The organism is Yersinia sp. 2553 StPb PI (assembly GCF_052217105.1).
GTDB classification, from domain to species: domain Bacteria; phylum Pseudomonadota; class Gammaproteobacteria; order Enterobacterales; family Enterobacteriaceae; genus Yersinia; species Yersinia enterocolitica_E.
Window position 1 is genome coordinate 3,240,691 of sequence record NZ_JAZGPX010000002.1, and the last position, 25,959, is coordinate 3,266,649.

Sequence of the window (25,959 nt, forward strand, 5' to 3'; positions counted from 1 at the left end):
ACCATGTTTAATTCAGAGCGTTTACGTATAGCAAGAGAACGAAGAGGTCTGACACAAAGGGCTTTAGCCGAAGCAGCTGAATTGACCAGCAGAACGATTTCGAACTATGAGAAGGCCGGTATCTTTGACGCTGTAGCCAGTGACAGTATGGATAAAATCGCTACTGTTCTTGGTTACCCTGTTGAGTTTTTCCTCGACGGAGACGTCCCTTCTCTTTCTCCTGAATCGGTTAGTTTTCGAGCAATGTCTAAGCTAAGCGCACAGAAGAGAGATTCAGCGCTTGGTGCAGGCAAACTTGCCCAGGAGTTATCGATCTGGATTGAAGAAAAATTCAAACTACCGAAACCCAATATTCCTGATTGCAGCTTCGATGGTTATTCGGAACCTGATCGTGCCGCCCGAGCAGTGAGAGAACACTGGGGAGTCGGTGAATTATCGATTTCTAACTTAATTCACCTTCTGGAAGCTAATGGTGTACGTGTGTTCTCGCTCGCTGAAAATTGCATTGAAGTTGATGCTTTTTCGTTTTGGATTGATGAAAAACCATTTGTTCTTCTGAACACAATGAAAACACCGGAGCGTAGCCGCTTCGATGCAGCTCATGAATTAGGTCATTTAGTTCTTCACAAACATTCGAGCAATAATGGAAGGCAAGCTGAGCTAGATGCCGACCGCTTTGCATCATCTTTTTTGATGCCTGAACGTAGTGTTTTGGCGACAGTCCCAAGAATGCCATCGCTGGATCTACTTATCTCAATGAAAAAAAATTGGAAAGTATCACTCGCAGCTTTGGTCCGTCGCACATTCGATGTGGGTTTATCTACCGAATGGCATTATCGACAGTTATCAATTGAGTTAGCTCGGCGGGGGTATCGGACCAGCGAACCACAAGGCATGGACGATCGTGAGAGATCACTTGTATTAGAAAAGGTATTTTCAGCACTGCGTTCAAGTGGGATCAAGCGTAGTACGATCCTCGAACAACTACGGTTCCCTGCAGATGAAGTAAGTGCTCTTACCTTCAGCAATAGCTTCTTTATGGGCTCCATCAATGGGGAAGGCTTATCTCAGCAAACCTCTGGTAAACGCCCTCCACATTTGAGTCTGGTTAAATAATAATGGTCACGTAATCAACTGGCTGGAATGTATTGTCTTACCAACTCGCTTCTCGCGGTCCCCTCCAAAATACTCGATAGAACTCACGTTGTTTCACGACGCGAGTTCACCGAATGTTCCTAACTCCGAGTAGGGTCAAAAATGCTCTCGGGCTACCACTTTCATAACTAAAAATTCGTATAATGAAGAAATATTTAAGTTGAACTGAAAAAATGTTCGGTAAGGCTAAAAAAAATCGTATAGTGTTACGATAGCCACTAACACATTTGCATAGTAGGACAACAATGATCCGTTGCCATCTAGCCCGACTAATGGGTGAGCACAAAATGCGCATCGCTGATGTAGTCAGAGAAACCGGCATCAGCCGCAATACCATAACGCTGATGTACAAAGAAACTGCTCAAAAGGTTGATTTGGAGGCGGTAGATAAGCTTTGTGCACTCTTCCAATGCGACATAAGCAAATTGTTTGAGAGGATACTTGAGGAATGATAACGCCTACCAAAATAGGGAAATTTACTGAAGATACTCGCGTAAAAATCCCAACGATTCTTCATCTCATTAGGTTGGGTTATACCTATCTGTCACTCAAAGGGCAGGATTGGGATAAGGGAACTAATATTTTCCCTGAGATCTTCAAAACCTCGATTGCCAGGATCAACCCCAGTACTAGCCCGGATAACGTAGAGCGCTTTCTTAAAGAGATATCACTCTTACTAGATAACGAAGATTTGGGGCGCGCATTTTTCGAAAAACTAACAGACCGCTCTAATATAAAACTTATTGATTTTGATAATTTCAACAACAATAGCTTCCATGTTGTTACCGAGCTAACTTGTGTAAATGGCGATGAAGAATTCCGCCCTGATATCACATTGCTGATAAATGGTATGCCATTGGTTTTCATCGAGGTTAAAAAGCCAAATAATCGGGAAGGCATTATAGATGAACGAAGACGTATCAACGAACGTTTTCAGAACCCGAAATTTAGGCGTTTTGCCAACATCACCCAATTTATGATTTTCTCCAATAACATGGAGTATGACGACGGCGATCCGGAACCGATTCAAGGAGCATTCTACGCCAGCAGTTCGTATCATAAGCCAGTATTCAACTATTTCCGTGAAGAAGAGATTTTTGACCTGACGGCAATGTTAAAGCCGTTGTCTGAAGAATCTGAATTAGTTGTGTTAAAAGACAATAACCTTGAAGTAATTCGTAACAGCCCTGAGTTCCAGATCAATAAAGATTATAATCGACCGACTAATCGCATTTGTACTTCGCTCCTGAGCCGAGATCGTCTGGCATTTATTCTGCGCTATGCGCTGGTTTATGTCACAGAGTCCACTGGACTTGAGAAGCACATCATGCGCTACCCGCAGTTGTTTGCTACAAAGGCGATAGCACGCAAGTTAGATGCAGGACTCAAAAAAGGAATCGTTTGGCATACACAAGGTAGTGGCAAAACTGCGCTGGCCTATTACAACGTGAGCTTTCTGACGGATTATTTTCAGAAAAAACAGGTGATCCCTAAATTCTATTTTATTGTTGACCGACTGGATTTATTACAACAGGCGCATCGTGAGTTCACAGCTCGAGGATTGACGGTTCATCTTATCGATTCTCGTGAAGACTTTTCTCGTGATATTAAAGCAACACAGGTTATTCATAACCATCTTGGAAAGCCTGAAATCACCGTCGTCAACATTCAGAAATTTAAAGATGACCCTGATATCGTTACGACCAAAGATTACGATGTCAGTATTCAGCGAGTCTATTTTCTGGATGAAGTTCATCGTAGTTATAATCCAACGGGCAGTTTCCTGGCCAATCTAACCCTGTCAGATACCAACGCGATTAAAATAGGCTTGACCGGAACACCACTTCTAGGAAGCGACTACAACTCGCGGTTACTGTTTGGTGAATATATCCACAAATACTATTACGATGCTTCTATTGCAGACGGATATACACTGCGCCTTATCCGCGAAGAAATTGCCAGTAACTACAGAATAGTGTTACTGGAAGCGCTAAAAGATGCTGAGGTACAAATGGGTAGCGGGCAGCAGACTCAAGTCTATTCGCACCCAAGCTTTGTTAAACCAATGCTGGATTACATTACTACTGATTTCGAAAATAGCCGTAAAACCTACAATGACGACTCCATTGGTGGGATGGTTATCTGCTCCAGCTCTGAGCAGGCTAAACAGATGTTTGAACTTTTTAATGAAGAGTTTGCTTCTCCTGATAAGCAATCTGAACAGCAAGAGATCGTATGCTATCCTCAGGCTGCCGAGCCTCAGGCGCTTTACAGCGTTCCCGGTCGTAAGAAGAGCTCTATTAAGCACGCTGCCTTAATTCTTCATGATGTTGGCACAAAGCAAGAGCGAAAAGATTGGGTAGATGATTTTAAAGCCGGGAAAATCGATTTGTTGTTTGTCTACAACATGTTGCTTACTGGCTTTGATGCAAAACGTCTGAAAAAGCTTTATCTCGGGCGCGTGATCCGAAAACATGGTCTTTTACAGGCGCTAACCCGCGTAAATAGAACCTACAAGAATTTTCGTTATGGTTATGTGGTGGATTTTGCCGACATTAGTCAAGAATTTGATGCCACCAATAAAGCTTACTTTGAAGAGCTGCAGGATGAACTGGGCGACGAGATGGCGAACTACTCCCAGTTATTCAAATCTCAGGAGGAAATTCGCCAGGAAATCGAACACATCAAGGATGTACTGTTCCAGTTTGATACCGAAAATGCCGAAATCTTCTCCGACCAAATCAACGAAATCCAGGATCGTGAAACCGCGCTGGTGATCAAAAATGCTCTGGCCGATGCCAGAAGCCTATATAACGTTATTCGTCTGCAGGGTGACTACGACTTCCTCACTGAGCTTGATTTTAACCGACTCAATGTCCTCTACCGCGTAGCCAGTGCACGCCTTGACTTGCTCAATCTGAGAGAGAATCTGGAACAGGGTGAAGATATCTCCGGGTTACTAAATCGCGCGCTGGAAGATGTCATTTTCGAGTTCGTGAAGGTGGGCGAAGAGGAGCTGGTTCTGGCCGACAAGCTGAAGCAGACTCTACGCCGTACCCGTGAAGCATTAGCCAGCAACTTTGATCAGCAAGACCCACACTTCATTACGCTCAAAGAAGAGCTGGAACGCCTGTTTAAGAAAAAGAAACTCAGTGACGTCACGCAGCACGAAATGGTTGCGAATATTGGCACACTCAATAGAATTCATGACCGCATCAAGGAGCTGAACCGCCAGAACAACCTGCTCCGCCAGAAGTATCGGGGAGACCGGAAGTATGCCCGAACTCATAAGCGGTTACAGGAGCGCGGCGCATTTGGTGAGCCAGAGCGTAGAATTTTTGAGGCGTTGTTTGGTGTGAAACAGGATGCTGATGAAAAAGTATTGAACAACAGCCAGATACTGAACAACGAAAGTTACTTTGAAAAACAGTTGGTGTCTTGCGTGATCAACCATTTTGAAGATGTGCACCATATCAACCTGAGTGCCGACGCAGCCAGAGACATCAACCGCCTGATTGTCGCAGAGTACCTGAACGAATTTAATACCGGAGCAAGAACGTGGTAGAGCTAGAATTTAGAGATAAAACTAAGACCCTAATCGACAACCTGAAAAGCATTTGCGCCAACTACGGTCTGGGTAACGATGGTAACGAATTCAAAATCATCACGCAGGCATTCCTGTACAAATTCCTGAACGATAAATTTGCCTTTGAGGCGAAAAAAGTTGATCCAAAGCTAGCTGATGAGAAGCGCTGGGAAGATGTGCTAAGCGCCATGAGTGAAGAGCAGTTAAACAAACTGCAACTCAAGATGAGTGCGGATACTGCAACTCTGAAACCGCACCACTTCATCAGCTATCTGTTCAATAATCAAAATGCTGCTGATTTTGCTAAGACTTTCGACGATACCTTGCTGGATATCGCCGTAACGAACAATGATGTCTTTGCGGTGAAAACTGACGGTGGTGCGAAAGTGGTGCTGTTTGACCGCATTAGCCAATACATTGCGGATGAATCAAAACGTGATGACTTCTGCCGCGCCATCATCAATAAGCTCGGTCAGTTCAGTTTTGAGCGTATTTTTACCCAAAAATTTGATTTCTACGCCACCATCTTTGAGTACCTGATCAAAGACTACAACAGCAACTCTGGTGGCAAATACGCCGAGTACTACACGCCGCATGCCGTGGCACGCATTATGGCTGAGATTCTGGTGCCAAAAGAGCAACAGGGCAAAGTACGTGACGTGAGTTGTTATGACCCATCAGCCGGTTCCGGTACGTTGTTAATGAACGTAGCCCACGCTATCGGCGAGGATCGTTGCAGTATTTTTGCTCAGGATATTTCACAGAAATCTTCCAGCTTGCTGCGCTTAAACTTAATCCTTAATAATCTGGTGCACTCCATCCCGAATGTGGTTCAGGGCAACACGATTTTGCACCCGTATCACAAAGACGGCCGGGAGATAAAACGCTTTGATTATATTGTCTCCAACCCACCTTTTAAGATGGATTTTAGCGACTTCCGTGACGCTCTGGACAGTAAAGAGAATCAGGAACGCTTCTTTGCCGGTATCCCAAAAGTACCAAAAGCGGCAAAGGACAAAATGTCCATTTACCAGTTGTTCCTGCAACACATCATTTACTCGCTAAAACCGGGTGGCAAAGCTGCAGTGGTAGTACCAACAGGCTTTATTACTGCTCAATCTGGCATCGATAAAGGTATTCGTGAGCATCTGGTAAATAACAAGATGCTCGCGGGCGTAGTCTCTATGCCATCGAATATCTTTGCGACTACCGGTACAAACGTGTCGATTCTGTTTATCGATGACAGTAATAAAGAGGGAGTGGTACTGATCGACGCCTCTAGCTTAGGGGAAAAGGTCAAAGATGGCAAAAACCAGAAAACGGTATTAAGCGAAAAAGAAGAGCAGCACATCTGCGAAGTATTTAATAAAAAGTGGAGTGAAGAAGATTTCTCCGTAGTGGTTTCTTACGATGACATTGCAGCCAAAAAGTATTCACTTAGTGCCGGACAATATTTTGATGTAAAAATTGAATATACCGATATAACTCCGGAACAGTTTGCGGAGAAAATGAAAGGATTTACCGATAATCTGAATAATTTATTTAGTAAATCTCGCGATCTGGAGATGGATATTAATAATCAGCTAGCAGGATTGAAGTATGAGTAATTGGAACATCGAAAAACTGAAAGGCAAAATAAACATAAAACATGGTTTCCCTTTTAAAGGCGAGTTTTTTTCAGAAAAAGAGACTGATTACATTGTATTAACTCCTGGAAATTTCTTTGAAGAGGGGGGATTTAAGAGGCAAGCAGGGAAAGAAAAATATTACTCGGGAGAAATTCCAGAAGGATATTTACATGAAAAAGGTGATTTGATTGTTGCTATGACAGAACAAACCCCAGGCCTGCTTGGGAGTTGCGCGCGCATCCCTGAATCTGGTATTTATTTGCACAATCAGCGATTAGGATTAATAACAACAGATCCTAAATACTTACTTAAAGATTATATTTATCATCTATTTAGAACAAATATAGTCAGAGAGCAAATTAGACTTACATCATCAGGTTCCAAGGTAAAACACACCTCACCAGATAGGATCTATGATGTCAAAGTTCCACTGCCGAGCGTAGAAGAGCAGCAAAGAATTATTGATTTTTTTAATTTAATTGAAGAAAAAATCGATCTCAATCTCCGTATCAACACCGAATTGGAGACTATGGCACAAATGCTGTATGAATACTGGTTTGTGCAGTTTGATTTCCCTGACATCAATGGTAATCCGTATAAAAACTCGGGTGGGAAGATGGTTTATAACCCGAAGTTGAAACGAGAAATTCCCATAGGTTGGGTACCAGGAACATTAGATGATTTAGGCCATATCGTAGGTGGTAGTACCCCATCTACAAATAATCCAGAAAATTTCACATTAAATGGAACTGCCTGGATTACGCCAAATGATCTATCAAATAACCAAGGATATAAGTTTATATCTCACGGAGCTCAGGACGTATCTGAGGCTGGGATTAAAGGAACATCTCTGAAAAAATATCCAGCAGGGACTGTATTGTTAAGCTCACGTGCGCCAATTGGTTATATGGCAATTGCCATAAATGAAGTTACAACCAATCAGGGTTTTAAATCCTTTATCCCTACCAAGGGATATTCTACAGAATATGTATATTATTCAGTAAAGAAATGTATTCCTATCATTGAACAGCATGCTTCAGGATCTACGTTTAAAGAAATATCAGGTTCAGCGCTCAAGGAAATCAACATTATCCTTCCTGAAATAAACATTACAGATAAATTTACTAAAACTGTCATTAATATATTCCGTCGTCAAGAGAATCTTGAGCGAGAGAATAAGCAGCTTATAAAACTCCGTGACTGGCTGCTTCCGATGCTAATTAATGGACAGGTAACCGTTAGGTAACAATGAGTCCCATATCAGGCGGAAGTTTACTGTAAGATAGCTTGTCCATCAGGCGTAACGATCAACAAAATAAAGGTGACAGTTCAAGCTGTCACCTAGTTTAAAAACCTTAGATTCAACTATGTACAGTTTTTATCTTCTTATTAACTCATTGCAAATTTCCCATTTTACTTCCATCTCATTTTTATATTTGTGATTGAAATCTTGGGTCGAGTTATCTATTCCACAACGCTTTATGTATTTTTCCTGTCTGATGATAATCAGAAACCAAATCGATAAATTCTTTAAAATCCTTGTTTTCTACCACCAGACGGTTAACGGATTGCCAGTCAATACTGGTTCGTTCTCGTGCCGGGATGAGAGTCTGGCTATTACCTGGATCTTGCGGGTTAAGCAGGATCACACCTATACCATGCAATGCACACAACATCTGCAGCTCTCTTTCAACGCCACGCTGCTTATCTTCATTAATTTCGGTCGCGACCAGATAGCCAAAGTGGGCCCAACTTGAATTACTCACTGCCTGGAAGAAACATTCTCGAACATTGCTACGGTTAAGTTGGCGTTTTACTTCAAACGACCACAGACGGGTTAAACGCCCTTCGCTATGGCGAACGCAGTTTTGCACTACGGTATCCCAGCCCTTATCGAGGGGTTGCAATGCAACAATATCAGGATAAAGCCAATGGTTTGCCCCAAGGCCTTTATTGTTACTTGAACGCTTTTCATCGATACGGCGGCAAAGCAATTCTTCTTCTTCAGAAAGATATTCAATCAAAAGCGGGTAAAGGGCATGCTCTGAAAAACTTACCGTCTCAGCAGATGGAGTCGGAGCGAAATCAAAAGATGACTCTTGTTGCACACCATTATCAATTTCCTTACCCCAGTAAAATAGTCTAGGTCGAGGCTTGTCACGCGTCATAACTTGGGGGCACATTGCTTTTGCCTGCACGGTTCTGCTCCCACCAACTTCAGCTGCTATTTGACTCAAGAAATCTTCTTCGCTGGCAAAACGAGGGTTTTGGCGCTTGTCTGCAAGCTCTGCACCATAGTGATCTATGATCTTTTGGGCGAGCTGGCGAGCTGTGAATTGTTCGTCAGGATTAGCTTGAAGAACATTAATAATCATTTGCGGGCGACTAGTCATGGCTCCTGCCTTAGATATAACAGTAAGAACGCTTCTTTCTCACATGCTAAATTTTTGGATTCTGCTTTTAAGATGACACAGTGTAAAACTCCCTCTCGCTCGAACCAAGCTCACAATAAGAGTTTTTTGGCATTGCGCAGCAGATGGCATTTTTTATGTGTCTGGCAAGGTTCCAGTTCGGTAGAAGCCTGAATTTTTTTCAAAAAAAAGGCATGTCTGATACATACCTTATAGATTTCTTAATCAGCCTGTATTTAATTTGGCAAAATCAAACGGACTAATCCCCTTCTCCCGATTCGCATCCAGAAAATCAGCCCACCACTGCAGCATTAACCTGCGTTCATCCAAGTGCTCTGCCTTATGAATGTAAGACGCACGTACAGAGTTACGCTCCTGATGACTCATCTGCCGCTCGACCGCATCCTTCGACCACATCCCTGATTCGATCAACGAACTACATGCCATAGTCCTAAATCCATGCCCGCAAACCTCAACTTTCGTGTCATAGCCCATCACCCGGAGTGCATTGTTTACCGTATTTTCACTCATTGGTTTACGCGGGTCATGATCGCCAACGAAAATTAAATCGCGATTACCATTTAGTCGTTTTATTTTCTCAAGGACTGCAAGGGCCTGACGAGATAACGGTACCAGGTGCGGCATTCGCATCTTAGATCCACGGTGAGAATGCTTAACCCCTTCCAATGGTTCGCGATCTGCCGGTATCGTCCACATTGCTGTCTCGAAGTCGATCTCTGACCAACGGGCGAAACGCACTTCGCTGGAACGGATAAAGGTAAGCAACGTTATTTCTATAGCTAAACGAGTGAGCGGTCTACCGGTGTATGTGTCAATACGATGAAGGAGCTCAGAAGTTCGGCTAAGTTCTAAAGCGGCACGATGTTGCCTTTTTGCTGTAGCGACAGCTCCTGCCATTTCCTGCGCGGGATTATAATCGGTCAAACTGTAATGGTCTAATCATTTCGGACACTTTGTTAGAGATATAATGAGCAACGCTAACGAGGTGAAAATGCGAAGAAAAACGTTTACCCATGAGTTCAAGCAGGAATGTGTCAATTTGGTTCTGCAGCATAAGTACCCGGTGACCCAGGCTGCTGAAACGATGAATATAGGCCTTTCAACATTACAACGCTGGTTACGCCAATATCGCGGAGAAGTGAGGGGAGATACTCCCATCGCCACCGCGATCACGTCTGAACAACGACGAATACAGGAACTTGAAAAGCAGGTACGTCAGTTGCAAAGCGACAATGACCTGTTAAAAAAGGCTTCAGCCTTCTTCGCCATGGAAATGAACAACGACAAAAAGTCGCGGTGAAGCTGAAGAAGGCCGGGGCAAACATCCAGCAAGTATGTCGATGCCTGTCGCTCACGCGCAGTGTATTTTACGCCCGAAGCCGGCGGCCAGCCCTCAGAGCAAATGTTCTGATGCTTCATGCGGCGGCTAAGCATGTTCATGCTGAAATGGATGCGACGTATGGCAGTCGGCGCATGTGTATTGAGCTGCGTGAACAGGGTTTTAACGTTGGCCGATACCGTGTCCGTCAGATAATGAAGACCCTGATGCTGGTTGCGAAGCGTCCCGGACGTCATCGCTATCCACGTGGTGGTAAACCGGCTGTAGTGGCGGCTAATCTGTTGAATCGACAGTTTAATCCAGAGACATTAAATACCTGGTGGTCAGGTGATATCACCTATCTTCGTACCGCTCAGGGCTGGTTATATCTGGCTATTGTCATGGACTTATGTTCAAGAAAAATAGTGAGTTGGGCCTTCTCGGACAAACCGGACAGCGCCCTGACTATCCGGGCATTACGACTGGCGGTTAATAAACGACGGCCAACAGGCCCAGTCGTATTCCATAGCGATCAAGGTGCTCAGTATACTAGCGCCCAGTTCCAGTCCTGCCAGCAGGAACTTGATGTGACGGGCAGTATGAGCCGCAAGGGTAACTGTTTGGATAATGCCGTTACGGAGAGGTTCTTCCGCAGCCTGAAAGCAGAGAGAGTTAACTACCGTCGCTATGAAACCCGAAGTCAGGGCATTGCGGACGTTATCGATTATATCGACAGTTTTTATAATCTGAAGCGTCGGCATTACCGGCTGGGCAATATATCGCCGAATGAATATGAACGCCGATTACAACAATGTGCCTAAATCCGTGTCCGGTTTTAGTTGACCATTACAAACCGCTTTGTACGGCGTAGCGCATGATTGCTGTGGTGCGCTGTTGTAGGCGCGAAGCCACTTCAAGACGCCCTGATTTCTCTACCACTTTGATGGGTGCCAGCAAATCGCGGGTTTTAAGTTCGGTAATATTGCATTTACCGATAGAGGGGAAAAGAAAGTCTTCCAGGGTTTTCAAAACTCGGGAGCTATGATCTTTTGACCACTTCTTATTAGTCGCATGCCATTCTCTGGCAACCACTTCGAAGGTGAAGACTTCTTTAGCCAACTCTTCTTTTACTGCACGTTTTTGTTCGCGAGGGTCAATACCTGCCGCAACCAGTTTTCTGGCAGCTTCTCTTTTATGTCTGGCATCAGCAAGAGATGTCTCTGGGTAAACACCAAAAGCCATCAGATGTTGTTTACCGCCAAAGCGGAAACGAAAGCGCCAGTATTTGGAGCCGTTAGGGTGTATCAACAAAAACATGCCATCGCCGTCTACTAGCGAGTATTCCTTTGCTTCAGGTTTTGCCGAACGCACCTTGGTATCAGTCAGGGCCATGATGGTATTCCTTCCATATGCTGCCGTGAGTATATAAGCATTATCGAACCAGCATATATACTCGGTTCTATACTCACAAGCATGTTGATGTGGGGTAACTCAGATTGACGTCGGTTGACTGAAAAGCGGGGCAAAGCCTTGCTGGGACTGGATTTTAGGCATAAAAAAAGACCTCAGTTGAGGTCTATTTACATACTAATGGTGCCGAAGGCCGGAATCGAACCGGCATGCCTCGCGGCGGTTGATTTTGAGTCAACTGCGTCTACCGATTTCGCCACTTCGGCACTGAAGTAGTATGCGGAGAACGAGGTGAATTATACCTAGCAATGATCCGCATGCAACTGTTATCCCACCAAGTTTAGTCTAAGTGTCGAAAAAAACGCCATCAACGCCGTTTTAGCAGCAAATAAACACTGATTAGGAGGAAAAGTATACTCGGTAACAGCGCACCGATGACCGGTGGAATGCTGTAAACCAAACTAAGTGGACCAAAAATCTGATCCAGTACGTAGAAAACAAAGCCGAAGAAGATACCGGTGACCACCCGAACACCCATCGGTACACTACGTAATGGGCCAAAAATAAATGACAACGCCATTAGCATCATTACCGCGACTGAGAATGGTGCGAATATCTTGCCCCACATGTTCAACTCGTAACGGCTCGATTCCTGCCCACTTTGCCGCAGGTACTTACTGTAATCGTATAAACCACGAATGGAGAGCGAGTCGGGATTCATCGCAACCACCCCCAGTTTCTCTGGGGTCAGATTGGTCTTCCACTCGCCAGTCAAGGTCTGAGAGCCAGTCACTTGCTTAGGATTGGTAAGATCAGATTCATCAACCTGCGATAAACGCCAAATATTGTCGTCATAAGTGGCTGTTGCGGCGTAACGCACTGAAAGCAGGCGATCTTGTTTATCAAAATGGTAAATGTTAACCCCGGTCAGTTCATTGTCACCCGATACCCGCTGGATATAGATAAAGTCAGAACCGTCTTTCGCCCACAGACCCGATTGCGTTGATAAGAGTGAACCACCATACATCTGCTGAGCGCGGAAATTACGCGCCATCTGCTCACCTTGAGGCGCAACCCACTCGCCGATCGCCATTGTCAACAATACCAGCGGAATCGCGGTTTTCATCACCGACGCGGCAATTTGCATGCGGGTAAAACCTGATGCCTGCATCACCACCAGTTCACTGCGAGTCGCTAATGACCCAAGACCCAGCAATGCGCCTAATAGCGCCGCCATCGGGAAAAAGATCTCAATATCCTTAGGGATACTCAGTAGAGTGTACATGCCAGCGGAAACTGCTGAGTAGTCACCCTGCCCAACTTTACGTAGCTGATCGACAAACTTGATGATGCCAGAGAGCGATACCAGCATGAATAACGTCATCAAAATGGTATTGAGGATAGTCCGTCCGATATAACGGTCTAATACACCAAACATCAGGCAGCACCTCTCAATCGCGCACGTAACTTACGAGCCGGCAGGCCATCCCACAGGTTCAATACCACCGCAACCGCCAGATATGCACCGTTTACGGTCCACATCCAGACAAGTGGGTCCAGCTTGCCGTTACCTGCATTAGAGCGCAGGGAGCTTTGTAACAGGAAGAAAATCAAATACAGCAACATTGCCGGCAACATGCTCAGCACTCGCCCCTGACGTGGATTGACAACACTCAGTGGCACCACCAACAGCGCCATGATAATCACCGATACAATCAGTGTCAGACGCCAATGAAACTCTGCGCGGGCATCGGGTTCATTTGCACGCCATAGCTGTTTCATAGTCATCTGTTCAGCCACATTGTTGTTTTGTTGCACTTCCTGATGGCCGATTATTGCTTGGTAATCAACAAAATCAGTGATGCGGAAATCGCGCAACAACGCGGTGCCTTCATAGCGGGTACCTTTGTTTAAAATAACCACTTGTGAGCCATCTGGTCGTTCGGTCATATGGCCGCTATCTGCTACAACCACAGAGGGGCGTTGGTTACCGTTTGGCCGCAATTGTGCCAAAAATACACGGTTAAACTCTTTGCCTGTCACATTACCGATAAATAAGGCTGAATTGCCATCGGTTGAAGACTTAAACTGCCCACCGGCCAAAGCGGCCAAACTTGGGTTAGCGCGGGCGTCGTTCAATACTTCATCTTGATGTTTAGAAGACCACGGACCAAGCCAGATGGTATTAACCGCCGCCAGAGCAGAAGTCACCAGCGCCAGAATCAATGCAGCCATTATGAGGGATTTTTTGCCCATGCCGCAGGCATGCATCACGGTGATTTCACTCTCCGTGTACAATTTGCCCAACGTCATCAGCAGGCCAAGGAATAAGCTCAATGGCAGGATAAGTTGTGCCATTTCCGGCACACCGAGCCCTAAAAGGGATAAAACCAGGTTTGTCGGTATTTCACCATCGACCGCAGCGCCTAATATCCGTACTAACTTCTGACTAAAGAAGATTAATAGCAGGATGAACAGAATCGCAATTTGGCTCTTAAGTGTTTCCCGTACCAGATATCTAATGATGATCACGCTAATACGCCTGTGAAAACTTGTCTTTTTGCAGGAAAATCGATAGTTTCATCGTTAATCCGCCATTTATTCTCATCATATGGCAACCTTCACAGCTAAAATAGTATTACAGCATCTAGCGTTTAGGTGTCCTATAGGAACATGCTTATAGTCGCCAAAACAAAACAACTTATGCCGTTAAGGTTAACACACGTCGTTAACACAACGGAGAGAGATCGTTGCGGAGCGCTACATTCTAGCGGTAGCTTCCGCCTTTGTCTTTAAGATTCAGGAGAGTGCATGGAGTTCAGTGTAAAGAGCGGCAGCCCGGAAAAACAGCGCAGTGCCTGTATTGTAGTCGGCGTTTTCGAACCTCGTCGTCTATCTCCAATTGCCGAACAACTCGACAAAATTAGTGATGGCTACATCAGCGCTTTATTGCGCCGTGGTGAACTTGAAGGCAAAGTCGGGCAGACGCTGTTACTGCACCATGTGCCGAATATTCTCTCCGAGCGCATCTTGTTAATTGGTTGTGGTAAAGAGCGTGAGCTTGATGAACGCCAGTACAAGCAAGTGATCCAGAAGACCATCAATACCCTTAATGACACCGGTTCAATGGAGGCAGTCTGCTTCCTGACTGAACTGCATGTTAAAGGCCGCAATACTTATTGGAAGGTGCGTCAGGCGGTAGAAACAGCCAAAGAAACGCTTTACACCTTCGATCAACTTAAAAGTAATAAAACCGAGCCTCGCCGCCCGTTGCGTAAAATGGTGTTCAATGTGCCAACCCGCCGCGAATTGACCAGCGGTGAGCGCGCAATACAGCACGGTCTGGCTGTGGCATCTGGTATCAAAGCCGCTAAAGACTTGGGCAATATGCCACCCAACATCTGTAACGCCGCGTATCTGGCGTCTCAGGCGCGCCAACTGGCCGATGCGTTTAGCACCAATATCATTACTCGCGTCATTGGTGAGCAGCAGATGAAAGAGCTGGGAATGCACTCTTATCTGGCTGTTGGCCATGGTTCGCAGAATGAATCATTAATGTCGGTGATAGAATATAAGGGTAATCCGAACCCTGACGCTAAGCCAATTGTGCTGGTAGGCAAGGGGCTGACCTTCGACTCTGGTGGTATTTCCATCAAACCGGCCGAAGGCATGGACGAGATGAAATACGACATGTGCGGTGCAGCAACCGTTTATGGCGTGATGCGGGTGGTGGCTGAGCTGCAATTGCCGTTGAACGTAATTGGTGTATTGGCGGGTTGTGAGAATATGCCGGGTGGCCGTGCTTATCGCCCTGGTGATATTCTAACCACCATGTCCGGCCAAACAGTCGAAGTGTTGAATACCGATGCTGAAGGCCGTTTGGTACTGTGCGATGCGCTGACCTACGTTGAGCGTTTTGATCCAGAACTGGTGATTGATATCGCTACACTGACCGGCGCGTGTGTGGTGGCATTAGGGCACCACATTACCGGTTTAATGTCGAATCATAATCCATTAGCTCATGAGCTGATTGGGGCGTCCGAACAAGCCGGTGACCGTGCATGGCGCTTGCCGCTGGGTGATGAATACGCCGAGCAACTGGACTCCAATTTTGCCGATATGGCAAATATTGGCGGCCGTGCTGGTGGAGCCATTACCGCAGGCTGCTTCTTGTCGCGCTTTACCCGTAAATATAGCTGGGCGCATCTGGATATCGCCGGCACTGCATGGCGTTCAGGCAAGAACAAAGGTGCAACAGGCCGTCCGGTCGCGTTGTTGTCTCAGTTCCTGCTAAATCGTGCAGGACTAAACGGCGACGATTAATCGTTTGATGTATTCCATTTGATATACACCCAAGCTCATTGGGGTTGCAGGTAGGCGGCAAACGAACTCATCCCGATGAGCTTACATCAGTAAGTGATTCGGGTGAGTGAGTGCAACCAACACCCCTGCGGCGTCAAGGACGAAGAGTGCTGAGAACCTATGAAAAACGCCACCTTCTACCTGCTCGAACACGACACGCCCGCCGGTGAACTACGTGCTCATGAGGCGTTGGCCTGCGAAGTTGCAGCTGTCCATTGGCGGGCGGGCAAACGGGTGCTAATCGCCTGTGAAAGTCAGGAACAGGCTCAGCGGCTGGATGAAGCCCTGTGGCAACGAGCACCAGACCAATTTGTGCCACACAATCTGGCCGGTGAAGGGCCAAAATATGGCGCGCCAGTCGAACTTGCCTGGCCGGAACGGCGCGGTAATTCACCCCGCGACCTGCTTATCAGCCTGCTGCCAGAGTTCGCAGGTTTTGCCACCGCTTTCCATGAAGTGGTAGACTTCGTCCCTTACGAAGAAAATTTGAAACAGTTGGCGCGCGACCGATATAAGTCTTATCGCAGCGTCGGCTTCCACTTGACTACGGCAACGCCGCCAACTAATTGAAATAAAAAGAAAATGGAAAACACACCTTCTAATATCGACAAAACTGAGCCGTCCCTCGATAAAACATACAGCCCGCAAGAAATCGAACAGCCGCTGTATGAACACTGGGAAAAACAGGGCTATTTCAAACCGAACGGCGATACCAGTAAAGAAAGCTATTGCATCATGATCCCGCCGCCAAACGTAACCGGCAGCCTGCATATGGGCCATGCTTTCCAGCAGACGATTATGGATACCTTGATTCGCTACCAGCGCATGCAGGGGAAAAATACCCTCTGGCAGGCGGGTACCGACCATGCTGGTATCGCAACCCAAATGGTGGTTGAGCGTAAGATTGCCGCAGAAGAAGGCAAAACCCGCCACGATTATGGCCGCGATGCGTTTATAGATAAAATCTGGCAGTGGAAAGGCGAGTCAGGCGGCACCATCACTCGCCAGATGCGCCGTCTGGGTAACTCTGTGGATTGGGAACGTGAGCGTTTCACCATGGACGATGGCCTGTCTAATGCAGTTAAAGAAGTGTTTGTTCGCCTGCACAAAGAAGATCTGATTTACCGTGGCAAGCGCCTGGTGAATTGGGATCCAAAACTGCGCACCGCTATTTCTGATCTGGAAGTAGAAAACCGCGAATCCAAAGGTTCCATGTGGCATCTGCGTTATCCGCTAGCCGATGGTGCCAAAACCGCCGAAGGTAAAGATTATCTGGTGGTCGCCACCACTCGCCCGGAAACCGTATTGGGTGATACCGGTGTTGCAGTGAACCCGGAAGATCCGCGCTATAAAGATCTGATCGGTAAAGAAGTTTACCTGCCGTTAGTTGGCCGCCGTATTCCGATCCTCGGTGACGAACATGCCGATATGGAAAAAGGCACTGGTTGCGTGAAAATCACCCCAGCGCACGATTTTAATGACTATGAAGTAGGTAAACGTCACGCCCTGCCGATGATCAACATTCTGACTTTCGACGGTGATATCCGTGCTGAAGCTGAAGTGTTTGATACTAACGGTGAAGCTACCGATGCTTGCAGCGGTGCAATCCCAGAACAATTCCAGGGTCTGGAACGTTTTGCTGCCCGTAAAGCTGTCGTCGCTGAATTTGATAAACTTGGCCTGCTGGAAGAGGTTAAACCGCACGACCTGACGGTGCCTTATGGCGACCGTGGCGGCGTGGTTATCGAGCCGATGCTGACCGACCAATGGTATGTACGCACGGCACCGCTGGCTAAAGTTGCCATTGAAGCGGTAGAAAACGGTGAAATTCAGTTCGTGCCTAAGCAGTACGAAAACATGTATTACTCATGGATGCGCGACATTCAGGATTGGTGTATCTCTCGCCAACTGTGGTGGGGCCACCGTATTCCGGCCTGGTATGACGAGCAAGGTAAAGTGTACGTCGGCCGCGATGAAGCTGAAGTGCGCCGCGAAAACAATCTGGGCGCAGACGTGGCATTGCGTCAAGACGAAGACGTGCTGGATACCTGGTTCTCATCCGGTCTGTGGACATTCTCCACATTGGGCTGGCCTGAGCAAACCGATGCCTTGAAAACCTTCCACCCGACCAGTGTTGTGGTCAGTGGTTTCGACATTATTTTCTTCTGGATTGCCCGCATGATCATGATGACCATGCACTTTATGAAAGATGAAAATGGTAAACCGCAGGTGCCGTTTAAGACCGTCTATATGACCGGTCTTATTCGCGATGACGAAGGGCAGAAAATGTCCAAGTCGAAAGGTAACGTCATCGACCCACTGGATATGGTTGACGGTATTTCACTGGAAGAGTTGCTGGAAAAACGTACCGGTAACATGATGCAGCCACAGTTGGCGGAAAAAATCCGCAAGCGCACCGAGAAACAGTTCCCGAACGGTATTGAACCGCACGGCACTGATGCCCTGCGCTTTACGCTGGCAGCGCTGGCCTCTACCGGCCGTGATATCAACTGGGACATGAAACGCCTGGAAGGCTATCGTAACTTCTGTAATAAGCTGTGGAATGCTAGCCGTTTCGTGCTGATGAATACTGAAGGACAAGATTGCGGGCAGAACGGCGGCGAAATGGTGCTATCACTGGCTGACCGCTGGATTCTGGCGGAATTCAATCAGACCATCAAAGCCTACCGTGAAGCGATGGATACTTACCGCTTCGATCTAGCGGCGGGTATTTTGTATGAGTTTACCTGGAACCAGTTCTGTGACTGGTATCTGGAGCTGACCAAGCCGGTGATGAACAGTGGTTCTGATGCTGAACTGCGCGGTACCCGTCATACCCTGATTGAGGTGCTGGAAGCATTGCTGCGCCTGGCGCATCCAATCATTCCTTACATCACTGAAACTATCTGGCAGCGGGTTAAAACCCTGAAAGGCATTACAGCAGATACCATTATGCTACAACCTTTCCCAGAATATGATGCCAGCCAGGTAGATGAGAAAGCCCTGAGTGATTTGGAGTGGATCAAGCAAACCATCATTGCGGTGCGTAATATCCGTGCAGAGATGAACATCGCGCCAGGTAAGCCGCTGGAAGTCATACTGCGTGGAGCCAGTGCTGAAGCTCAGCGCCGTGTGTTGGAAAACCAGAGTTTCATCCAGTCGCTGGCACGCTTGTCCTCTCTCACTCTGCTCGCTGATGGTGATAAAGGCCCGGTGTCGGTGACCAAACTGGTTGAAGGCGCAGAAGTGCTGATTCCAATGGCGGGCTTGATCGATAAAGCTACTGAGCTGGATCGTTTGGCTAAGGAAGTCGCAAAACTGGAAGCCGAGATTGAGCGTATCGAAAGCAAACTGGGTAACGAAGGCTTTGTGGCGCGCGCGCCTGAAGCGGTAGTTGCCAAAGAGCGTGAAAGAATGGCGGCCTGTGCTGAAGCCAAACAAAAGTTAATTGAACAGCAGGCAGTCATCGCTGCTCTGTAATTAACCCGAGTCCCGACAGCCTGATAAGAACAGCGAGCTAATTATTTAGCCGCTGTTTTTTTTATCATTACATTCATTCAGTGTCATACCATAAATAATCCGAGTTGTAGGAAGACGGCAAGCGAGAGACAAATCGGTCGGGAACCGATTTGAACAGCATTTATGCTAGCTCGCAGGATGAGCCTCATTCATCCCGATGAGCTTACTGGTAGTAAGTGATTCGGGTTATTGAGTGCAACCAACGCACATACAGCTTGAAGTATGACGGGTATAGATGGTATTACAGATTATTACTATGTTATTACCCATTGGTTTATAGAGTAATACGCCATGACCACTGCCACACCGATCCGTCTGCTGGTGCGCCCTATCACCGTCGCAGACAATCTCGCTATCGCCAATGTTATCCGTGATGTTTCGGCTGAATTCGGCTTGACCGCAGATAAAGGCTATACCGTATCTGATCCTAATCTGGATCACTTGTTTGAGCTATATAGTCAGCCACGTAGCGCTTATTGGGTGATCGAGGTCGACGGTAATATCGCTGGCGGCGGCGGCGTAGCACCGTTGTCAGGTGGCGAAGCCGATCTGTGTGAATTGCAGAAAATGTATTTCCTGCCCATATTACGCGGTAAAGGTTTGGCAAAACAGTTAGCGTTACAAGCGTTGGCGTTTGCTCGTCAGCAGGGTTTTGGTCGCTGCTATCTGGAAACCACTGCCAGCCTGACCAGCGCCATTGGCTTATATGAGAAATTGGGTTTTGAGCATATTGACTGTTCGATGGGCAATACCGGCCATGTGGACTGCGAAGTGACGATGCTAAAAAAACTGTGATTATTCAGGGCGCATCAAGCGCCCTGATAGTATTAGCTGGAAAATGCCGCTAACGCGGCTATAGCGCCAAGAGCAAAGGGGATTCCTCAAAGTCATTGGCACTACAGCAAGACAGCAAACGAGCAAATCCCGATGAGCTGACTCAAGTCAGTGATTCGGGTGAGTAAGAGCCACTAACACCGCTATAGCATCAAGCACCAAGGCAATTACCCAAAGTCATTGGCGCTATAGCAAGGCAGCAAACGAGCAAATCCCGATGAGCTGACTCAAGTCAGTGATTCGGGTGAGTGAGTGCAGCTAACACCGCTATAGCGTCAAGGACGAAGGGTAATTTAGTGGCGCTTACCGTCGTCGTCTTCGTCCACCAACTCTTCACCGTCGAAATCACCGTCTTCGTCATCTTCGGCGTTCGGGTCTTCGTAGTAGGTGCCCCAACCATCGTAGTTAACGCCACAGGTTTCGGCCAGTGCAATAAGTTGTTCAACCTGTGCATCAATGATTTCAGCATTTAGTGCAACTTCACTGATCACGTCACAACACATCACTAATGAGCCATCTTCCACTTCCAGCTCTTCAGCATCTGTCACTTCATAACCCAGCTTGAATGCTTCAACGGCAGCCTTCTCCAACACGTCGAACTTCTCAGCGGAAAGGTGATGTTCAATGGTGTATAGCGCATCTGGGTCACTGCCATCGTCTAGCAGTTCTTCGATGATCAGGCGGGTCTCGTCACGTTGTTCGTCCAGCATTTCGCGGTTTGCCATGCCTTTATCCTCAGTCAATGGGCTTTGTATGATGCTATTTTCCCACACCCACGCTAATGCCTCCACTATAAACGAGAAAGATTTATTGATTAGGGTTGTAATTGAATATTTATACGTATAAATTGAATTTAAATTCACATTGAAGTTCAATTAATCCCCCCAATAATTGGTGTTGTAGCCAGACAGCAAATATGAAGGGCAAATGGAGATGAACAGATGAGTCAGTTCTATAAACGTCACTTTCTAAGGTTACTGGATTTTACCCCCACCGAGATTACGGCCCTGCTGGACCTAGCTGCTGAACTCAAGCAAGCCAAGAAATCAGGCTGTGAGCAGCAAAAATTAGCAGGTAAGAATATCGCGCTCATCTTCGAAAAAGACTCAACTCGTACCCGATGCTCTTTCGAAGTTGCCGCATATGATCAAGGTGCTCGCGTGACTTACCTCGGCCCAGGTGGGAGCCAAATTGGGCATAAAGAATCAATTAAAGATACCGCCAGAGTGCTAGGCCGCATGTATGACGGTATCCAATATCGCGGTCACGGGCAACAAATCGTTGAAACGTTGGCCGAATTTGCCGGCGTCCCGGTATGGAATGGTCTGACAAATGAATTCCATCCAACCCAGCTACTGGCTGATTTGCTGACCATGCAAGAACATTTGCCGGGTAAGGCGCTGAGTGAAATGAAATTTGCCTATCTTGGAGATGCACGTAACAACATGGGTAACACCATGCTGGAGGCGGCGGCGCTGGTCGGGATGGATCTACGCCTGGTTGCACCAAAAGCATGTTGGCCAGAGGCCAGTCTGGTGGCGGCTTGTCGGGCGCAGGCACAGAAAACGGGCGGAAAAATAACACTGACAGAAGATATTGCCGAAGGGGTAAAAGGCGCTGATTTCCTGTACACCGATGTTTGGGTGTCAATGGGTGAGCCGAAAGAGGTGTGGCAAGAACGTGTTGCCTTACTGAAACCTTATCAGGTCAATATGGAGGTGGTAAAACTCACTGGTAACCCGCAGGTCAAATTCCTGCACTGCCTGCCTGCGTTCCACGATGACCAAACTACCGTGGGCAAACAAATGGCCGAACAGTATGATTTGCCGGGGGGAATGGAGGTTACCGAAGAGGTGTTTGAATCTGCTCACAGCATCGTATTTGATCAAGCAGAAAACCGCCTGCATACCATCAAAGCAGTGATGGTCGCGACATTGGGTCAAGACTAAACATAACAGGGCCGATCATCTGATGTGTCGGCTTTTAATTATTTTCACATCTAATCAATAAGCGTTATTGGCGCAGGCAGATTGAGTGCGGACAGCGCGCAGCCAACGGAGCATACACGGAGTATGTGACGGCGGCGAGCACTGCCCGAAGTTCAAGCTGACAAGTGAAATAGCTTATTTTACAGATATCTTCACAACAGCTTTACGCACATTAGCCGGTTCCCCCACCGCACACAGTGGTTTATGCACTTCACCTGGGTAGAACACAACAAAATCACCGGTCTGCATGACAAACTGCTTCTCATCAACACCCGCCGGTAAAAAAGCGATGTCTTTGTCCGCTAACCAGTCAGTGTCCGGCTTACCGGCAGGCTGATTACTGAACGTCATCCCCTCGACGCCCGCCAAAACAATCTGAATATCCAGATACTTAGCGTGATATTCCGCACGGCGATTTTCCAGATAATCCGTGCAGTCATTGGAGATCAATACGAATAGATTATTACCATCAATATCATGCTTACCCAATGGGGTTTCTGCGGTGATATGGCTCTTCACATACTCAATAGCTTCTTTTAATTGTGCAGGCAGATAAGGCAACAATTCCAAATGATGAATATTTCCGGTAATCATGGCTTTCCCTTTCGTGTAAATAAAATGAAATAACGTTTCATTATAACCAGTTCACTGTTCATTTAGTGGGAAGTGTTTAACATTTATTAATCTGGAATAAAGATTGTGCTGCTGCTGGGCGAATTAATAATCATTACGTTTTTGTAAAATTTTTTTATCACTAATTGTTATAACAAATAACTGTTGAGACTTTGACCACAGACAGTAAAGCCATTATCGTGAGAAACTGCGATGAAATAGTCGAAAAAACAATAATTTCCTAGCGATGTTAACTATCTATACTTGCTATTAACGCGAAAAACATTCGTGGTTGTAGCCCATTTCGGGGAGTCACAATGAAAGCTAAAATTCTGTCATTATTGGTTTTGACAGCACTATCTGGCGGTGCATTGGCAGCAACGCCACCAGATACTCTGGTCGTAGTACAATCCCTGGATGATATCGTCAGCCTTGATCCGGCTGAAAGTAATGAACTGTCGAGTATTCAAACGGTTCCAAGTCTCTACCAGCGGCTGGTACAGGCTGATCGTGATGATCCGGCAAAAGTGGTGCCGATCCTTGCTGAAAGTTGGCAAGGTGATGCCGCAGCCAAAACCCTTACCGTGAAATTACGTCCGCAGGCTGAATTTGCTTCTGGTAATCCAGTGCAGGCCGATGACGTGATTTACTCCTTTACCCGTGCGATAAAAATGAACCGTTCACCGGCTTTCATCCTTAACGTACTGGGCTGGGATGCTAGCAACATCGATCAACATCTGAAAAAGATTGATAACAAGACCGTTCAACTGAGCTGGAGCGCTGATGTCAGCCCAGCGGTTGCTCTGAATATCTTATCAACCCCAATCGCCTCAATTGTTGATAAGAAAGCCGTCACCGCCAATGTTAAAGAAAACGACTATGGTAATGCCTGGCTGAAAATGCATTCCGCCGGTAGTGGTCCGTTCAAAATGCGGGTATATCAGCCGCACCAAGCCATCGTGCTGGATGCCAACCCGACATCTCCGGGTGATAAACCGCTGATTAAAAATATTATTATCAAGAACGTACCGGACCCAAGTGCCCGCCGCCTGCTTATTCAGCAGGGTGATGCCGATATTGCCCGTGAATTGGGACCAGATCAGACCGCCGCGCTGAAAACACAAGCTGGCGTTAAGGTGGTTGAGATCCCTTCAGCGGAACAAAACTATTTGGTATTCAACACCGCCAACCCTGCTAACCCACTATTGAGCAAACCTGAATTTTGGCTCGCTTCACGCTATTTGGTTGATTATGAAGGAATTACCAAAGATCTGCTGAAAGGCCAATATTTCGTGCATCAAAGTTTCCTGCCGGTCGGTTTACCAGGTGCTCTCGAAAGCAATCCATTCACCTTTGATCCGGCTAAAGCTAAAGAGATTTTGGCCAAAGCAGGCATTAAAGATGCCACATTGACACTGGATGTTGAGAACAAACCTCCGTTTATCACTATCGCTCAGTCGTTACAGGCAAGCTTTGCCCAAGGTGGCGTGAAACTGGTGTTACTGCCAGCAGCAGGCAGCCAAGTATATGGTCGAGTCCGCGCTAAACAACATCAGTCGGCTATCCGCTTGTGGATCCCGGATTACTTTGATGCGCACTCCAATGCCAGCGCCTTTGCCTATAACGACGGCAAGAGCAGCACTGTTGCCGGTTTAAACGGTTGGGTTATTCCTGAGCTGAATAAACAAACACTGGCCGCCGTCGCAGAAGCCGATCCGGCGAAACGCACTGCGCTCTATACCCAGTTGCAACAAGAGCTGCAACAGAACTCGCCTTATATCTTTATTGATCAAGCCAAAGCACAAGTTGTGCTGCGCGATAACGTAAAAGGCTACCAGCAAGGTCTGAATGCGGATATGGTCTATTATGACCGTGTCAGCAAATAGCCTATTCCCTGCGTACTTGAAGTTGCAGGGTTGTTAGCTGCGTGAACTTACCCGAATCACTTACCAGTGTAAGCTCATCGGGACTCGTTCACTTGCCGCCTACCTGTAACGCCAAGATCTTGGGCATAGCTGGTTGATATATTGATAAATTTATTTGTGAAATAGTGAGTTGCTAGTCGATGTCTGTAGCACTAAATAATACGCCGGGAACCCAATCCCGGCGTCGTCTTTGGGGGTTTTTACAGGGTTTATTTACCCTGGCCCTGACCTTATTCGGTCTGCTGGTAATTACCTTTTTCCTGTCGGCGCTGTCGCCGGTAGATAGGGTATTACAAATCGTGGGGGACCACGCCAGTGAGGCTACCTATCAGCAAGTTAAACACCAACTTGGGCTGGATCAGCCATTAGCCGTACAGTTCTGGCACTATTTGGTGCGGCTGCTGCATGGCGATCTGGGTACTGCCAGTGCCAGCGGCCAACCGGTGTTACAGGATCTGCTGACAGTTTTCCCTGCCTCGTTAGAATTGGCCACCTTGTCATTAGTGATTGGCGCAGCACTGGGGGTTATCCTCGGCTTGTTGTGCGCCCGCTGGGCAGGCAGCAAGCTGGATGCCACGATTCGCTTTATCACCCTGCTGGGTAACTCGGTACCTATATTTTGGCTTGGCCTGCTGATGTTGCTGTTGTTTTATGCGCGCCTGCAATGGAGCCCGGGCCCCGGCCGCCTTGACGATATTTATCAATATACTGTGGAAGCGAAGACGGGGTTTGCGCTGATCGACACCTGGCGCTCCGATGATGCTGGTGCCTTTAGTAATGCCATCGCCCATTTAATTTTGCCGGTTTCCCTGCTTTCTTATTATGCCCTAGCCAGTATCACCCGCCTGACCCGCTCAGCCTGTCTGAGCGAGTTGAATAAAGAGTACATTACATTGGCGCGAGCGAAAGGCGCGGGCGAAATGCGAATTCTGCTGATGCATGTACTACCCAATATCCGTGGCACATTACTGACCGTGATTGCGCTGGCCTATACCAGTATGTTGGAAGGCGCGGTGTTAACCGAAACCGTTTTTGCCTGGCCGGGTATTGGCCGTTACCTGACCAGCGCACTATTTGCTGGCGATACCACCGCGATTATGGGCGGGACACTGCTGCTAGGTATCTGCTTTATTTTGATTAACAATGTGACGGATCTGCTGGTCCGCCTGCTGGATCCGAGAACGCGTTGA

19 protein-coding genes, 1 tRNA gene and 2 pseudogenes are annotated in these 25,959 nt (G+C 47.0%); 14 read left to right on the forward strand and 8 right to left on the reverse strand.

The window, feature by feature from the left end:
- Nucleotides 1-3: 3 nt before the first annotated feature.
- The 5 genes from V2A84_RS16335 to V2A84_RS16355 all read left to right on the forward strand — a co-directional run bounded on the left by V2A84_RS16335 (nt 4) and on the right by V2A84_RS16355 (nt 7,615).
- The gene (locus V2A84_RS16335) at nt 4-1,116 is read left to right on the forward strand and encodes a helix-turn-helix domain-containing protein (protein ID WP_442848975.1); all 1,113 of its coding nucleotides are present in this window, start codon (nt 4-6) and stop codon (nt 1,114-1,116) included.
- Between the two features lie 284 nt (nt 1,117-1,400).
- Nucleotides 1,401-1,607 carry a helix-turn-helix domain-containing protein gene (locus V2A84_RS16340; RefSeq protein ID WP_261109885.1) on the forward strand — a complete coding sequence of 69 codons (207 nt, stop codon included), beginning with the start codon at nt 1,401-1,403 and terminating at the stop codon, nt 1,605-1,607.
- Nucleotides 1,604-4,720, forward strand: coding sequence for a type I restriction endonuclease subunit R (locus V2A84_RS16345; protein WP_442848976.1), 3,117 nt, complete (start codon nt 1,604-1,606; stop codon nt 4,718-4,720). Before V2A84_RS16340 ends, V2A84_RS16345 begins: the two co-directional genes overlap by 4 nt.
- Complete coding sequence (locus V2A84_RS16350; protein ID WP_442848977.1) at nt 4,714-6,348, forward strand: HsdM family class I SAM-dependent methyltransferase; 1,635 nt, start codon at nt 4,714-4,716, stop codon at nt 6,346-6,348. The genes V2A84_RS16345 and V2A84_RS16350 overlap by 7 nt, the downstream gene beginning before the upstream one ends.
- Entirely contained in the window at nt 6,341-7,615 is a 1,275-nt protein-coding gene (locus V2A84_RS16355) for a restriction endonuclease subunit S (protein WP_442848978.1), read from the forward strand. Before V2A84_RS16350 ends, V2A84_RS16355 begins: the two co-directional genes overlap by 8 nt.
- Before the next feature lie 214 nt (nt 7,616-7,829).
- Here V2A84_RS16355 and V2A84_RS16360 read toward each other — a convergent pair whose 3' ends face one another.
- Nucleotides 7,830-8,762, reverse strand: coding sequence for a COG2958 family protein (locus V2A84_RS16360; RefSeq protein ID WP_442848979.1), 933 nt, complete (start codon nt 8,760-8,762; stop codon nt 7,830-7,832).
- Nucleotides 8,763-9,005: 243 nt separating this feature from the next.
- Nucleotides 9,006-9,725 (reverse strand): annotated as a pseudogene (locus tag V2A84_RS16365) (tyrosine-type recombinase/integrase); the annotation flags it as partial.
- A 43-nt stretch (nt 9,726-9,768) separates the two neighbouring features.
- On the opposite strand from V2A84_RS16365, the gene V2A84_RS16370 reads away from it, so the two are divergent.
- Together V2A84_RS16370 and V2A84_RS16375 are read left to right on the forward strand one after the other, a co-directional pair.
- Nucleotides 9,769-10,101 (forward strand): transposase, encoded by a 333-nt coding sequence (locus tag V2A84_RS16370; protein ID WP_442848610.1) that lies wholly within the window; start codon nt 9,769-9,771, stop codon nt 10,099-10,101.
- Complete coding sequence (locus V2A84_RS16375) at nt 10,098-10,940, forward strand: IS3 family transposase (protein WP_442848611.1); 843 nt, start codon at nt 10,098-10,100, stop codon at nt 10,938-10,940. Before V2A84_RS16370 ends, V2A84_RS16375 begins: the two co-directional genes overlap by 4 nt.
- A 28-nt stretch (nt 10,941-10,968) precedes the next feature.
- Here V2A84_RS16375 and V2A84_RS16380 read toward each other — a convergent pair.
- The 4 genes and pseudogenes from V2A84_RS16380 to lptF form a co-directional block, all read right to left on the reverse strand.
- Nucleotides 10,969-11,511, reverse strand: a pseudogene (locus tag V2A84_RS16380) (tyrosine-type recombinase/integrase); the annotation flags it as partial.
- Between the two features lie 199 nt (nt 11,512-11,710).
- Nucleotides 11,711-11,795, reverse strand: a tRNA-Leu gene (locus V2A84_RS16385).
- Between the two features lie 101 nt (nt 11,796-11,896).
- Entirely contained in the window at nt 11,897-12,967 is a 1,071-nt protein-coding gene (lptG, locus tag V2A84_RS16390; RefSeq protein ID WP_083160821.1) for an LPS export ABC transporter permease LptG, read from the reverse strand.
- The gene (gene lptF, locus V2A84_RS16395; protein ID WP_083160822.1) at nt 12,967-14,061 is read right to left on the reverse strand and encodes an LPS export ABC transporter permease LptF; all 1,095 of its coding nucleotides are present in this window, start codon (nt 14,059-14,061) and stop codon (nt 12,967-12,969) included. The genes lptG and lptF overlap by 1 nt, the downstream gene beginning before the upstream one ends.
- Nucleotides 14,062-14,340: 279 nt before the next feature.
- On the opposite strand from lptF, the gene pepA reads away from it, so the two are divergent.
- The 4 genes from pepA (at nt 14,341) to V2A84_RS16415 (ending at nt 20,205) form a co-directional block, all read left to right on the forward strand.
- On the forward strand, nt 14,341-15,852 hold the full coding sequence (gene pepA / locus V2A84_RS16400) for a leucyl aminopeptidase (protein WP_005186600.1): 1,512 nt from the start codon (nt 14,341-14,343) through the stop codon (nt 15,850-15,852).
- Between the two features lie 159 nt (nt 15,853-16,011).
- The gene (locus tag V2A84_RS16405; RefSeq protein WP_004704882.1) at nt 16,012-16,461 is read left to right on the forward strand and encodes a DNA polymerase III subunit chi; all 450 of its coding nucleotides are present in this window, start codon (nt 16,012-16,014) and stop codon (nt 16,459-16,461) included.
- A gap of 12 nt (nt 16,462-16,473) precedes the next feature.
- The gene (locus tag V2A84_RS16410) at nt 16,474-19,371 is read left to right on the forward strand and encodes a valine--tRNA ligase (protein WP_083160824.1); all 2,898 of its coding nucleotides are present in this window, start codon (nt 16,474-16,476) and stop codon (nt 19,369-19,371) included.
- A 330-nt stretch (nt 19,372-19,701) separates the two neighbouring features.
- Complete coding sequence (locus V2A84_RS16415) at nt 19,702-20,205, forward strand: GNAT family N-acetyltransferase (protein WP_005186590.1); 504 nt, start codon at nt 19,702-19,704, stop codon at nt 20,203-20,205.
- Nucleotides 20,206-20,537: 332 nt separating this feature from the next.
- Here V2A84_RS16415 and rraB read toward each other — a convergent pair whose 3' ends face one another.
- On the reverse strand, nt 20,538-20,969 hold the full coding sequence (gene rraB, locus V2A84_RS16420) for a ribonuclease E inhibitor RraB (RefSeq protein WP_083160826.1): 432 nt from the start codon (nt 20,967-20,969) through the stop codon (nt 20,538-20,540).
- Nucleotides 20,970-21,185: 216 nt separating this feature from the next.
- Here rraB and argF point away from each other — a divergent pair, with 216 nt between their 5' ends.
- Nucleotides 21,186-22,193: an ornithine carbamoyltransferase gene (gene argF, locus V2A84_RS16425; protein WP_083160828.1), complete on the forward strand. Its 1,008-nt coding sequence runs from the start codon at nt 21,186-21,188 to the stop codon at nt 22,191-22,193.
- Between the two features lie 174 nt (nt 22,194-22,367).
- Here the strand turns inward: argF and V2A84_RS16430 are convergent, their stop codons facing one another.
- Nucleotides 22,368-22,826, reverse strand: a complete 459-nt coding sequence (locus V2A84_RS16430; protein WP_083160830.1) for a YhcH/YjgK/YiaL family protein — start codon at nt 22,824-22,826, stop codon at nt 22,368-22,370.
- A gap of 335 nt (nt 22,827-23,161) precedes the next feature.
- Between V2A84_RS16430 and V2A84_RS16435 the strand changes: the two genes are divergently transcribed.
- Nucleotides 23,162-24,730, forward strand: a complete 1,569-nt coding sequence (locus V2A84_RS16435; RefSeq protein WP_083160832.1) for an ABC transporter substrate-binding protein — start codon at nt 23,162-23,164, stop codon at nt 24,728-24,730.
- A 179-nt stretch (nt 24,731-24,909) separates the two neighbouring features.
- Nucleotides 24,910-25,959, forward strand: coding sequence for an ABC transporter permease (locus V2A84_RS16440; protein ID WP_083160834.1), 1,050 nt, complete (start codon nt 24,910-24,912; stop codon nt 25,957-25,959).